We start from the raw sequence: 13157 nt of genomic DNA, 5'->3' as shown, positions 1-13157 counted from the left end.
GTGTATCTGGAAAGTCTGCTTTCTATTAGCCCTTTACAGCTCCAATCACAATACCTTTCACAAAGTATTTCTGGAAGAATGGATACACAACCAGAATTGGAAGTGCTCCCATAACTGCAACGGCCATTTTGATACCAGTTGCCGGAAGTGTAATGCTTTGTGTCAATGCTCCTCCTGAAGCACCGCTCATCAGATACTGCACATCCAGAAGCATCTTATTCAGCAGAACCTGAATACTGTACAGTTTATCGTTGTTGATATAGTACAGACCATTCAACCAGTCATTCCAGTATCCGAGGCCGACCAGAAGTGCCAGTGTAGCAATAATCGGCGTAGACATCGGAAGAACAATTTTTGCCAGAATTCTCCACTCACCTGCTCCGTCAATTCTTGCAGCCTCGATGACCGCATCAGGAATATTGGTGGTGAAATACGTTCTCATCATGATGACATAGAAAGCTCCCATCAGAAGATTTGGAACAATCAGTGCCCAGATGGTATTTTTAATATGAAAGATTCCAGTCCACATCATATAGGACGGTACCAAGCCACCGTTGAACAACATCGTAAAGAAAATCACAAAGGAGAAAAATGCTTTTCCCGGAAGCTCTTTTCTTGACAGTGGATAGGCAAACAATGTTGTCAGAGTCAGGTTTGCCACGGTTCCGACTACCGTTACCAGTGCGGAAATGATATAACCTCTTACAATACTGCCTGAATCTACCAGCAGTGTTTTGTATGCATCAAAACTGATTTCACGCGGCCAGAAAGAATATCCATATTTTAATAGAATGTTCTCTTTGGTGATTGATGACATAATCAGCAGAATAAACGGGACGATACACATAACGGACAGTAAGATCATAATCACATTAGCTGCAATCTGAAAGCTTTTATTTCTTTCAACCATTTTTCATACTCTCCCTTCGCTTAGAATAATGCACTGTTTTCGTCCAGTCTTCGAACAATCAGGTTTGCAATCAGTACCAGTGCAAATCCTACCAGTGATTGATAAAGACCTGCGGCAGATGCCATACCAATGTTATTCAGCTCCATCAATCCACGATATACGTAAGTATCGATGGTGTTAGTCACATCGATCAACGGTCCGCTGTTCATTGGTACCTGATAGAACAGTCCGAAATCTGAATAGAAAATACGTCCTACACTCATCAGCGTCAAGGTGATAATGGTTGTTTTCAATCCCGGTAGTGTGATATGTACAATTCTCTGCCAGCGGTTTGCACCGTCGATAGATGCAGACTCGTAAAGACTGGCATCCAATCCTACTACCGTTGCATAATAGATAATGCAGTTATATCCCAGGTTTTTCCATATATTGACAAAAATCAAAATGAATGGCCAATATTTCGCATTGGAATACCATCCAATTGCCTCTTTTCCCATCGGTTTCAGAATACTGTTGTTAATAAATCCCGCATCTGTACTCAGGAATCCATATACCAAATAGCTGACAACGACGATAGAAATCAGAAACGGTACCAGAATTAGGGTCTGGTATACTTTCTTTCCCATCGTGGAACGGATCTCATTCAGCAGAATTGCTACTGCAATTGCAAGGACTGTTCCAAGCACGATAAAAATAATGTTATATCCCAGTGTATTTCTTGTAATTGTCCAAGCATCTTTTGTCTTAAACAAAAACTCAAAGTTTTTAAGACCTGTAAACGGGCTTTTGAAGATTCCCAGACTGTAATTATATTTCTTGAATGCAATGATAATTCCAGCCATAGGCATATAGTTATTGATAAATAAGTATACAAGCCCCGGAAGCAGCATCAGATACATGGGAATAAATCTGCGAATTTTACCCCAATTTCTTTTCATCTTCCCAGCCTCCATTATTTGTTGGCTTCCAGCCAATCATCTAACTGTCTCTGCTTCTCAGCGATGATGGTATCTGCTCCTGCTGCTTTCAACTCATCCAGGAATTTCGGAATGGTAGTTTCTGGATCCAGGGAACCGCACTCCAGTGCAGGACCATATTTGGCAGTTACGTTTGCGCATGCAGTTACTTCGTTCTGTACATCTGTGTTGTCCCATGCAAAACCTTTGGCCGGAGAAACAACCGCATTGTTGTTGAACTCCTGGGTCTGATCCCAGATGTCCGGATCATTTCCTTCCCATACATAGGAAATTGCCTCATTCGGCCAAGCCCATGGAAGACTGGTATAACCTGTGTTACTTGCTGTTACACCGTCTGGGTAGTTGATGACACCGTTGTCTTTGTCTGTAAACTCATAATGAGTTCCTTCCAGACCATTGATAAGAATATTTGCCAAATCCGGGTTTGTGTAGATTTCGTTTAATACCTGTACAGCTCTTTCCGGTTTATCACTGTTATGCGGAACATACCATACAATGTCAACACGTGTTGTGGTAGTATATGGTTCTACCAGATCCAAAACAACGATTTCTTTTCCGGACTCTTTTTCGATCTCCTGCTCGATACCTGGTTTTGTATTTGTAAAACGTCCAAAACCTTTACCAGAACCAATCAGACTATTTGCCATTTCAGTAGAAGTGGAAGCATCCGGCATGATCAGACCTTTCTGCGCCCAGTCATAGCGAAGTTTCATTTCGTTCATATATTTATCTGTTGCGTAGTAATTAATAACTTCTGTGCTGTCAGAAGATACACTTTCTAAAGATCCGATGTCTCCACCAAGGTCATCTGAATTTGCCATAAGGCTCATGGAACCCACATGAGAAACAATGGGATATACATCTGGATACATTTCTTTTACTTTTTCAAGGAGCGGCTCCAACTCCTCTTCTGTTTTAATAGAACTATAGTCAATTCCGGTTGCATCTGCCATCTCTTTATTCATAGCAAATCCCCATCCCGTTGCTTTCTCTTTATTGGACGGAACACCATAAATATTGCCGTTAAAGGTTACACATTTCCAGTCGGATTCGCTGATCTCAGATTTCATATCGCTGCCATAGCTGTCCAGATAATCCGTAATTGGAAGGATCTGTCCGCTGCTGATTGCAGATGTTACATTTCCACAATACTCATACATCAGATCCAATTTTTCAGAAGATGCCAATGTCAGGTTTACCTGCTGATCATAGCTTCCAAAACCAACTCTTGTTACTTCAATTTTTGTATTGAATTTTTCCTCTGTGATTTTGCTTGCTGCTTCAGAAATTTTTGCGCAGTCATCTGTACTTGCATCACCAGGTGCCAGAATTTTTACTGTATAGCTGTCATTATTGCTACTTTCTGCGCTCTTAGAAGATGAACCCTGTGCAGAGCTTGCATCGCTTCCGCAACCTGCCAGCATACTTCCCGCCATAACAGAAACAAGTAAAAATGTCATTGCTTTTTTCTTATTCATTACATTTCTCTCCTTTGTTCTTTTCTTTGTTTTACGAATAGCTATATCCTATCAAAGAAGTATCTCTTTCTCTATAAAATCTGTGACTTTCTCTTTATATATTGTGACATACCACTGTAACTTTCGTTATTTTAACGAATCTGTATACTTATTTCTTGAAAACACACGACATCTATATTAGAATAAATGGCATGTTCCAACAATTGGAACGCTCACACGATTTTTCTTATATTGTTATATTCTTGGAGGCTCTTATGTTATCTCGTAAAAATTTTTACATCTCATCAAAAATTTTTTTCACCCTTATAAGCCTTATCATGCTTATTCCGCTTACATTTCTGACGATATTTTTTGATTTCTACTCGCTTCGCCTGCTGAACCGCGAAATCGCTTCTGCAAACCGAAATGCTCTGTTTCTCTATCAGGAACAGTTAGAAGCAGATCTTTCCCAGATAGAAACCTCAATGGCACAGGACTGGGCTCAGAACTGGAATTATCAGAAACTAAAATATAAACTTGATCCGCTCGATGTTCATTTAAATACACTCTCCATTGTGAATAAAGCACGGGAACAGCTTGCTCTGACAGAATGTCTCGGTGCTGTCTATATTTATTCTGCTCCCAATGATGTCTGCCGCTGTGCCTATCAGGACTGCTATTCCTATGAAGAATTAATAACAATGCAGAATTATGTAAAATCCCTTGATTTTGAATCAACTTCCAAATCCTGGTTTTACGATAAAGTCGGTGATAAATACTTTTTGGTTCGCCTTCTCGGTTTTTCCAATGCCTACAGTGTTTCTCTAGTAGATTTTGACCTGGTCATGGCTCCATCTCGCCTCGCCACACAAACGCATAAAACTAGTTCACTCGTCTATCTTTCCAATGACGGAACCGTATTAAATCCTTCTAAAACCATTACAGAAAATAAACTGACCTTTTCGCCTGAAGACAATAACCACGTCAAAAAAGGACAAAAAGAAAACTTTTTTGTTGTACAGGATCGCTTAAAATATGCTGATATTACCATGCTTTACCTTTCCTCTTACCAGGGAAGCCAGTTTTATTTAAATGCGACACAGATGTTTGCCATCATTGCCTCTGTGCTGGCACTGCTTTTGATTCCGTTCATGTGTTTTTTGGCCATCAAAATTTACTTTTCTCCATTAAGAGATGCAATCACTACCATGGAGAATATTCGAAACGGTAAATTGAACTCAAAACTGCAGGAAACACAGTTTATCCGTGAATTTTCCGTCTTTAATTCCACTTTTAACCGAATGATGGATGAAATTCACCATCTGAAAATCCGCACTTATGAAAATAAGCTGACCATTCAAAAATCTCAGCTGCAATATTTTCAAATTCAGTTGAAGCCTCATTTTTATCTGAACTGCCTGAAAACTCTTTACGGTATGATTCAACAGAATAAAGGAAACGATGCACAGCAAATGATTTTATATGTTTCCCAGTATATCCGCTATACCTTCCGCGACAACAGCAGTCTTGTGCCACTGCAGACGGAACTGAATCAGGTACAGAATTATTATAAACTTCAGAAGCTAAACACAAGAGATTCTTCTGAGCTGACCATTTCTGCCGATCCCGCTGTTTCAAAGTTTCCGGTTCCCATGCTCTGCATTCAGACATTCGTCGAAAATTCTTTTAAGCATGGGCGAATCTCCAGCCAGCCGCTCAATGTACACATTTCCGTACAGCTGACAGAGACTGAAGAAGGAAATTATTTAAATATCAGTATTCAGGATAACGGAACCGGATTTCCGGACGAATTTCTGCAGTCCTTTCTGCAACATACAGAAGATGCAGTAACCGGACAGCACATCGGTATACACAATCTCCGTCAACGACTTACCTTACTTTACGGTGACCAGGCCGGACTGATCTGTATGAACAATTTCTCCGGCGCCATGACAGAAATTATCCTGCCCATCCAGGAAGAACCAAATACCAGTTCAGAAACTAAAAGTAGCTTACTCTCAAACGAAAATTTGTTTTCATTATCCTAGAAAGAGGAGGAATCCCGAATGAATGTATTGATTATTGATGACCAACCCGATGTTGTCGCCGGTATTCATTCCGGCATCAACTGGGATGCGCTTTCCATCCGACAGGTTTTCTGTGCTAACGACATTATCCGTGCGCGTGAAATTCTTTCAAACAATTCCGTGGATATCATGCTCTGCGATATCGAAATGCCGCTCGGCAGCGGTCTTGAACTTTATGAATGGGTTGCGGAGCATTTTCCAGAAATCAAATGTATTTTTCTCACCTCACATGAAGATTTTTCCTATGCACAAAAAGCACTGCAACTCGGCGGATTCGATTATCTGATTCAGCCCGCTCCCTACAGTGCAATTGAGGTTTCCATTCAGAAAGCAGTCCTGCAAATTCAAAAGGAAAGAAAGGAAAAATTTTACAGTGAATATGGAAACTATTTCAGCAAACGCGAAATGGATCTTCTTGATGTGCTTTTAAATGAATTTTTGCAGAAACAGCCTGCAGAACCGCAGAATATCCTGAGTTTTCTGGACACGATCTCCATAAAACTCGATCCCGACTGTTCCTGTGTTCTGACTTTGATTGATATTCTCGAACAGGACACGCCACATCCAGTTCGTGACCTTTCTCTCCTCCGCTCTATCCTGCAGAATGTCGTTTTCGAGCTGTTTGAGCCGTTCACTAAAAAACTGCTTTTCTGCCATGTCCACGAACAGGTTTTTGCCCTTATTTTATACGAAACCGATAATTTCACAAAAGATCAGGTGCAAATTTATTTGCATACTTTTGTGGAAGCCGCTTCACAGTATCTCCACTTTAAAATAGCATGCTACTGTGCTCATTCTGCAAATTTTCTTCTGCTACCAGATAAAATACAGCAACTTTTGGAACAGCGCAGTGAAAATGCGGCAAACTATAGTGGTATTTTTTATCAGAAATCCAGCATTTCCCAGGTTCCCTACACCCCTCCGGATTTTGTCCACTGGAATTTCATGCTCTCCTCTGGTTATTACGATGCCGTCCGTGCAGACATGCATGATTATCTGCTCCGCCAAAAAGAATCCGGTCATGTAAACCAGAAAATGCTCAGTCTCTTTTTACAGGATTTTCTTCAGATCTTCTATCAGATTCTGAACCATCACCACATCGGTGCACACGGTGTTTTTGAAAAAGAATACGATATTCACGCTCTGAACAACTCCTGTCATTCCATAGAAGAGATGCATAAACTGCTTGATTTTTCCGTTGATTATCTAAAAAGCCTTCAAATTAGCGCAGAACCAGGTGTTTCACAGATCGACCAGGTGATAAATTTTATTCAGAAAAATATTCACCAGAATGTTACCCGCACCGAAATCGCACATCAGGTATACATGAACCCGGAATACCTCTCCCGGCTTTTCAAAAAGGTAAAAGGAATTTCACTTTCTGACTATATCGTGCAGGAAAAACTGAAAATTGCGATTTCCCTGCTTGAGGGAACCAATCTCCCGGTCAGTGTAATTGCAACGAATATCGGCTACACGAATTTTTCTTATTTTACACAGGTATTCAAAAAAGTCTACGGAATTTCTCCGAGTGAATACCGTCAAAAGAAAAAATAATGCAAAAATAGTACTGCGGAGCGTAAAGTTTTCCCAAATAAATGTTAATACCCGGGTATAACGAAAATACGTTCCGCAGTATTTTATTTTTGCATTACTGTTTTATCTTCAAACAAGTTTTTATACCGGCATCGCCGCCACAAAATAATACATCACAATAAAATGACAGAAGCTGCCACCCATCACAAACAGATGGAAAATTTCATGTGTTCCGAACTTTTTATGCTTCGCATTAAACATCGGCATTTTTAAGGAGTAAATCACCCCGCCGACCGTATAAATGATGCCGCCCGCCAGCAACCATCCAAATGCCGGCCGTGAAAGAGCCAGAAACAGCGGATGAAATGCCAGTACACACAGCCATCCCATTGCGATATACAACACTGAGGAAAACCACTTCGGACAATTGATCCAGAATGCCTTGACGAGAATCCCGCCAATCGCTGCCGCCCACACCAGTGCACAGAGTGCAATTCCCGTCCGTCCATGCAGTGCAATCAGGCAGATCGGTGTGTAGCTTCCCGCAATCAGCACTGAAATCATCATATGATCAAACTTTTTCAGTCGACGGTTCACCTTCCCGTTTACATCAAACGTGTGATACACGGTGCTCGCCAGATACAGCAAAATCATACTCAGCATAAACACTGTCATTGCAACCACATGCAGATGATCCGGCTCCCGCGCCGCCTTCAAAAGTAATGGCAGCGTTCCCACCACCGCCAGGATCAGCGCAATCCCATGTGTAATCGCACTGCCAGGATCCTTGATTCCATTTTTTCTGATATACTTCATCCTGCTCATTCCTTTCCTGTCAGAAACACTGTGTATTTCAATTACTACTTTATGTAGTTTTCATTACTACTTGTCATCGTTTCTTTTATTATAGCAGGATAAAATTATTTTTCAAGTCAAAATATCTATTTTCTTTTGAAAATGTTTGACCTGCTTTGACACAAAAAAACAGACTGCTCGCTTACGCATACCGTTGTGCCTGTTTGAGCCGTCTGTTTTTGTATTTTTATTGCTTCTTCGCTTGAATCAGCTTCCATTTTTCTACCCGCGAAAGCTGCTTAATTTCCCATTCTCTCCGCATAGCCTCCTGTTTTGTTAAAAAGGTTTCAAAATACACCAGTTTTACCGGTTTGCGGCTCTTTGTATATTTCGCTCCTTTTCCAGCATTGTGTGCCTTTACTCTGCGTTCCAAATTATTGGTCCAGCCTGTATAAAAAGATCCATCGCTGCATTCCAGAATATATGTAAAATTCCCCTGTTCCATTTCAAATTCCGTTCCTTCTGTTCATCTGTATTCTATGTAACTTTAACACTCGGTTCTTTTAGGCGCAATCAAAAAAATAAGAAAGAGTCCTGCTTCGCAGGAAAATTCAACGAAGTTTCCTGTAAGCAAAAAACCGTCCGGATTTCTCCGAACGGTTTTCTCATTTTTATTTTTACTGCATTGCCAGCTCATCTACCGCCAGTTTCAATGCGCCCATGATACCCTGATTGTCGTTCAGGCTTGGAAGTACAATGTAGCTGTCGAGATCCTCAAGTTCTTTTGTTACAAGATATCCGTTCAGCTGTTTCTTTACTTCTTCTCTTACGAGCGGCATCATATGCTCCTGATGCATAACGCCTCCGCCCAAAACGATTCTCTGCGGGGAGAGCAGCATGATGCAGTCTACAAGTGCCTGTCCGATATAGTAAGCCTCAAGCTCCCATACCTCTTTTTTGTCTGCCAGCTCAATACCTTTTTTGCCCCAGCGTGCTTCAATGGCAGGACCTGCAGCAAGGCCTTCCAGGCAGTTGCTGTGATACGGGCATTTTCCGCCGTAAGTATCTTTCGGATGTCTGGTCAGCAGAACGTGTCCGCCTTCCGGATGAAGCATGCCGTGCAACAGCTTGCCATTGGAAATAATTCCCATTCCAACGCCCGTTCCGATGGTGATGTAAATGCTGTTGTCCAGACCTTTTGTGATTCCCCAGGTAGCCTCACCCAGTGCAGAACCGTTTACATCGGTATCAAATCCAACCGGGATGTCCAGTGCATCTGCGAAAGCGCCTACGATGTTGTAGTTCTTCCATGCTAATTTGGGAGTTGTGGTAATGTAACCATATGTTTCGGATTTTCTGTTCAGGTCGATCGGTCCAAAGCAACCGATTCCCAGTGCCTGAATGTCCTTCTCTTTGAAATACTCAATCATTTTCGGAACGGTAATTTCCGGTGTCTCGGTCGGGATAGAAATTCTCTCATAAATTTCTCCATTTGCGTTTCCAATTGCGCAGACCATCTTTGTTCCGCCTGCTTCTAATGCTCCAAGTCTCATTGTGTTTTTCTCCTCTCTTATGCTTCTGGATTTGAGCAGATTACAGAAAGTTTTCCTTCAAATCTGCATCCATTAAAATTAGCCGGTATAATAAAGTGAGTACCTTTCTTAACCGGAATACCGTTTACAGTACCCTCTCCGGCGATTACACTTACATTAGTATAATATTTTTTCGCATCTAAGGTGAATACACCGTCGATGTCGTATTTATCTACAGAGTAGAACTTGCATGTTACAAAATGGGTATGTACCGCGCCCGGGATTTCCTCTGTAAAGGTATCGATATCTGCCGGTTTAAACGGAGCCTCGATAACATCGATACTCTGCTCTACATGAAGCTGTCTCGGTTTGCCGTTCTGCAATCTGTCATAATCGTATACACGATAGGTGATATCGCTGCTCTGCTGTGTCTCCAGAATCAGTGTGCCGCCTTTGATGGCATGTACGCATCCCGGATTGATCTGGAAGAAATCTCCCTTATGTACCGGCACTTTGCGGATGAAATCGCTCCACTCATGATTGCGGATCATTTTCTCCACTTCTGCCTTGTCTTTTGCATTGTGTCCGATAACAATTTCTGTACCCGGTTCGCAGTCCAGCACGTACCAGCACTCGGTCTTTCCAAGAGATCCATTCTCATGCTCTCCTGCATAAGCATCATCTGGATGAACCTGGATGCTCAGATCATTTTTTGCATCAATGATCTTGATCAGCAGCGGAACCTGGCTTCCCGGGTAATTTCCGAAAATTTCCGGCTCCTCTTTCCAGAGCTCACCTAATGTTTTTCCATCAAATCTTCCGCCTGCCACATGGCTCATTCCGTTGGCATGTCCGCTGATCGCCCAGCACTCGCCGGTTGTATCGCTCGGAATTTCGTAATCAAATACGTCTCTTAACTTTGTTCCACCCCAGATTGCTTCTTTGAACACCGGGTCCATAAATAAAAGCTCCATATTTTTCTAATCCTCCTTGTTTTCAGGATCTGTCCACTACATCTATTTTAACCGATAACATTCAAAAACGAAACCCCTAAAATGACAAACTTTCACATTTTCTGTAACCGGTTACTTTCCTTTTATTCCGCCTTTTTTCTATATCAAAACAATCCTGTTTGTTATATGTAAAGCTGACTGTTTTCAGCCAGCCTTTTTTATAAAAAGCAATCGAAAAACGGTATTTTACCATCCGCGGTCTGCGCCGCCTTTTTTGTATTCAAAACCTGTAAAAAAGATTCGATTGCGAATCCTACACTTTATAATACTTTCCCGCATCCCATTTCGTGCAGGTCCTCTTTTTTATTCCGAAATTGCCGGGAGATATACCATAGGATCAATGGCTTTTCCGTCTTTTTTCATCTCAAAGAAAAGATTGCTTCCCTCTTTTACATAATATTTCGTCGGTGCTGCAACTGCTCCGATCCGTGCTGCTTTCTGAACTTTCTGGCCTGCCTCGAGGGAAACGTCTGTGAGCTGTCCGTAGATGGCTTCGTATCCATTTCCAAGATTCATGGTGACGGTGAGGCCGGTTCTTGCATCATTTTCCACACTCACAACTTCTCCGTCCGCTGCCGCCAGAACCGGAGTTCCTTCTGCCGCCGAGAAAACAACGCCTGGATTGCACTGGTAAAGATCCAGTGTCGGGAAATAAACGGTATTTTCCATGTTATACGGAATCAGAACTGTTCCAGTAACCGGCAGTTCCATGATTGTCGCTTCGCTGAACATCAGATCCTGTGCAGCCCCTGCTGTCTCAACTGCCGTTTCCTGATTTTCTGCAGAATCCACAGTTCCGGATGCTGCACTCGTTTCTTCATTCGCCGCTGTTTCTCCTGATCCTGTTTCTCCGTTCTGATCCGCCGCTGTTCCGTTTACCGCCTGCGCGTCCTGTCTTTCTGTATTCCCATCTGATTCTTCCGGTGTATTCTGAGCCGTCTCTGCATCTGCTTCTGGATTTCCCACCGCCTCTTCTTCACACGCCGCTTCCATTTCCGGCGCCTGTTCCAGACTGTTTTCCACATCATCTGCCTGATCCTGTACGGCACGCGTTCCGTCTGCATCTCCCGTCGTCTCCTCCGTCTGCTGTTCTGTAGTTCCGGTGCTTTCGTCCTCTGTAAGCTGTGCCGTCTCTCCCTGTTTCGCCTGATCTGCCTTACCGTTTCTCGCATCCTGCTGCCAGGTCAGCACTCCGCCTGCAATCATCATTGCCAGTGCCGCTGTGATCACGCCGATTCTCAACTTGTCTCTTTTCATGTTCTTACCACCTCTGCTGATATCTTTTTAAGCATTTCAGAGGCGTTTTTCGATTTCTCGCTCTCCTCCTGCTTTTCTACAGTAAGCAGTATTTCCCATCCGGCGCGATCTATACACAAAAACCGGATTTTTCCTTTCCGTTATCCACAATTTTTCCCCTGCGCTTCTTTCTTTTGTGGAAAACATAATTCTTTTCTGCGCATTCCGTGCAAAACATCCCTAATGTTATCCACACCTTATTTTCTCGACTTGCTTCACGCAAAAAAAAGAGCCGGAACCGGGAATTTTCTCCCGTTTCCAGCTCTCACTTTCACCTGTATTTACTGTAATCTTCCATACACCGTACTCGCATCCGCGATGCTGTCCACCGCAGATCCCGAATCCGTCATGGCCTCTGCCGTAACAAGTATGTACTCTTCGCCTCCATATTCTGCAAAGCTGACCAGGCACTGACCCGCCTCATCGGTAAATCCGGTCTTTCCGCCTTCAATGACTGCCCCGTTCTCCAGTGTCGTACTCATCTCATAGCTGGTAAACCGGTGGAGCATCGTATCATACAGCGTAATTCCCTCCGGGTGTGATGCGGTAGCCTCCGTTGTGTAAACCTCCCTCGTCACGATCTCGCGAAACGTATCACTCTTCAGACACTCACTCATCAGCACCGCAATATCACGGCAGGTAGAATAATGGTTGTCGTTATGCAGTCCCGTGCAGTTCTCAAAATGCGTATTGGTAAGTCCCAGTTCTTCTGCTTTCTGGTTCATCATGGCCACAAAACCTTCTTCCGATCCGCCGACTGCTCTCGCCAATGTCTCACAGGCATCTGCGCCGGATGGCAGCAGCACACCATAGAGAAGATCACGAACCGTTGGCTGTTCGTACGGATTAAATCCCGCTACCGACGCATCCTGTGCCGTCAGTTCCTCGAAGATGTCCTCCGGAACCGTAATCGTCTCGTTCAGATCCGGAAGATTTTCAATGGTAAGCAGCGCTGTCATAATCTTTGTCATCGACGCCGGATAAATTCTCTCATCTCCGCCCAGATTCATCATCTCAGCCAGATCGCTTTCCCGCACCAGCAGGGCATGCTGACTGTTCAGACCATCTGACGAAATCTGCTGTACCGGCTCAGGCGTCGGTGTAATCTCCTCCTCCGGGCTGGAATCCGATATCGGCTCTGAACTGTCCCCAGCAAGAGAGGATGACGAAACCGAAGAGGATGCACTTGCGTTTCCATCCGTCTGTTTTTTCTCGTTCTTCTGCATCTGATATCCAAGCACGCCAATCAATCCGATAATGATAACAAGCAGAACACTTAAAATCACTTTCTGCTGAAACTGGCGTCTTCGTCTTTTGTTTTTCTTTTTTTGTGCCATAAACAGATTCCTCCGTTCTTTTTTATTCTTTCAAAGCATAGTACATTTCCTGCTCTTTTGCAAGATTTTCGCCGTAACCTTAAGATAAACATAATCAAAATTGGTCCGGTGGACCAATTTTGGATATGCAGAACAAAAAAAAGAACCCTCGAAAGGGTTCCACATAGTGAAGCATCGGGGATTCGAACCCCGGACAACTTGATTAAAAGTCAAGTGC

Annotated in this window: 11 protein-coding genes and 1 tRNA gene (1 of these 12 only partly in view); 2 read left to right on the top strand and 10 right to left on the bottom strand. The window is 43.0% G+C overall.

The window, feature by feature from the left end:
- Window positions 1-25: 25 nt before the first annotated feature.
- The 3 genes from DW769_RS07230 to DW769_RS07220 are packed head-to-tail and all read right to left on the bottom strand — an operon-like array spanning window position 26 to window position 3365.
- Complete coding sequence (locus tag DW769_RS07230) at window positions 26-910, bottom strand: carbohydrate ABC transporter permease (protein WP_117801780.1); 885 nt, start codon at window positions 908-910, stop codon at window positions 26-28.
- Window positions 911-930: 20 nt separating this feature from the next.
- Entirely contained in the window at window positions 931-1848 is a 918-nt protein-coding gene (locus DW769_RS07225; protein WP_117801895.1) for an ABC transporter permease, read from the bottom strand.
- Window positions 1849-1862: 14 nt separating this feature from the next.
- Window positions 1863-3365: an ABC transporter substrate-binding protein gene (locus DW769_RS07220; RefSeq protein ID WP_118595203.1), complete on the bottom strand. Its 1503-nt coding sequence runs from the start codon at window positions 3363-3365 to the stop codon at window positions 1863-1865.
- Between the two features lie 254 nt (window positions 3366-3619).
- Between DW769_RS07220 and DW769_RS07215 the strand changes: the two genes are divergently transcribed.
- Together DW769_RS07215 and DW769_RS07210 are read left to right on the top strand one after the other, a co-directional pair.
- Window positions 3620-5392: a sensor histidine kinase gene (locus DW769_RS07215; RefSeq protein WP_199688477.1), complete on the top strand. Its 1773-nt coding sequence runs from the start codon at window positions 3620-3622 to the stop codon at window positions 5390-5392.
- An 18-nt stretch (window positions 5393-5410) separates the two neighbouring features.
- Window positions 5411-6988: a response regulator gene (locus DW769_RS07210; RefSeq protein WP_118750175.1), complete on the top strand. Its 1578-nt coding sequence runs from the start codon at window positions 5411-5413 to the stop codon at window positions 6986-6988.
- Window positions 6989-7108: 120 nt separating this feature from the next.
- On the opposite strand, the gene trhA is transcribed toward DW769_RS07210, so the two are convergent.
- The 7 genes from trhA to DW769_RS16580 all read right to left on the bottom strand — a co-directional run.
- The gene (gene trhA, locus DW769_RS07205) at window positions 7109-7783 is read right to left on the bottom strand and encodes a PAQR family membrane homeostasis protein TrhA (protein WP_118750174.1); all 675 of its coding nucleotides are present in this window, start codon (window positions 7781-7783) and stop codon (window positions 7109-7111) included.
- A 226-nt stretch (window positions 7784-8009) separates the two neighbouring features.
- Complete coding sequence (locus tag DW769_RS07200; protein ID WP_055220299.1) at window positions 8010-8267, bottom strand: GIY-YIG nuclease family protein; 258 nt, start codon at window positions 8265-8267, stop codon at window positions 8010-8012.
- 172 nt (window positions 8268-8439) lie between these two features.
- Window positions 8440-9315 (bottom strand): ROK family protein, encoded by an 876-nt coding sequence (locus tag DW769_RS07195; RefSeq protein ID WP_022461220.1) that lies wholly within the window; start codon window positions 9313-9315, stop codon window positions 8440-8442.
- Window positions 9316-9332: 17 nt separating this feature from the next.
- Window positions 9333-10268: a mannose-6-phosphate isomerase, class I gene (gene manA, locus DW769_RS07190; protein WP_118595199.1), complete on the bottom strand. Its 936-nt coding sequence runs from the start codon at window positions 10266-10268 to the stop codon at window positions 9333-9335.
- A 342-nt stretch (window positions 10269-10610) separates the two neighbouring features.
- A complete protein-coding gene (locus tag DW769_RS07185; protein ID WP_118595198.1) occupies window positions 10611-11564 on the bottom strand; it encodes a M23 family metallopeptidase in 954 nt (317 codons plus the stop codon).
- A gap of 320 nt (window positions 11565-11884) precedes the next feature.
- A complete protein-coding gene (locus DW769_RS07180; protein WP_118595197.1) occupies window positions 11885-12940 on the bottom strand; it encodes a D-alanyl-D-alanine carboxypeptidase family protein in 1056 nt (351 codons plus the stop codon).
- A 167-nt stretch (window positions 12941-13107) separates the two neighbouring features.
- Window positions 13108-13157 (bottom strand) — tRNA-OTHER (locus DW769_RS16580) (it continues 71 nt past the right edge of the window).

This window comes from Blautia sp. AM29-29, assembly GCF_003480555.1.
Taxonomy (GTDB): Bacteria; Bacillota; Clostridia; order Lachnospirales; family Lachnospiraceae; genus Fusicatenibacter; species Fusicatenibacter saccharivorans.
Note: the sequence above shows the minus strand (reverse complement) of the source record. Positions and strands in the feature narration are given on the sequence as shown.

Bases quoted from the DNA above. Each gene is read 5' to 3' on its own strand.
- DW769_RS07230 (WP_117801780.1), bottom strand. From the start codon at position 910: ATGGTTGAAAGAAATAAAAGCTTTCAGATTGCAGCTAATGTGATTATG.
- DW769_RS07225 (WP_117801895.1), bottom strand. From the start codon at position 1,848: ATGAAAAGAAATTGGGGTAAAATTCGCAGATTTATTCCCATGTATCTG.
- DW769_RS07220 (WP_118595203.1), bottom strand. From the start codon at position 3,365: ATGAATAAGAAAAAAGCAATGACATTTTTACTTGTTTCTGTTATGGCG.
- DW769_RS07215 (WP_199688477.1), top strand. From the start codon at position 3,620: ATGTTATCTCGTAAAAATTTTTACATCTCATCAAAAATTTTTTTCACC.
- DW769_RS07210 (WP_118750175.1), top strand. From the start codon at position 5,411: ATGAATGTATTGATTATTGATGACCAACCCGATGTTGTCGCCGGTATT.
- trhA (WP_118750174.1), bottom strand. From the start codon at position 7,783: ATGAAGTATATCAGAAAAAATGGAATCAAGGATCCTGGCAGTGCGATT.
- DW769_RS07200 (WP_055220299.1), bottom strand. From the start codon at position 8,267: ATGGAACAGGGGAATTTTACATATATTCTGGAATGCAGCGATGGATCT.
- DW769_RS07195 (WP_022461220.1), bottom strand. From the start codon at position 9,315: ATGAGACTTGGAGCATTAGAAGCAGGCGGAACAAAGATGGTCTGCGCA.
- manA (WP_118595199.1), bottom strand. From the start codon at position 10,268: ATGGAGCTTTTATTTATGGACCCGGTGTTCAAAGAAGCAATCTGGGGT.
- DW769_RS07185 (WP_118595198.1), bottom strand. From the start codon at position 11,564: ATGAAAAGAGACAAGTTGAGAATCGGCGTGATCACAGCGGCACTGGCA.
- DW769_RS07180 (WP_118595197.1), bottom strand. From the start codon at position 12,940: ATGGCACAAAAAAAGAAAAACAAAAGACGAAGACGCCAGTTTCAGCAG.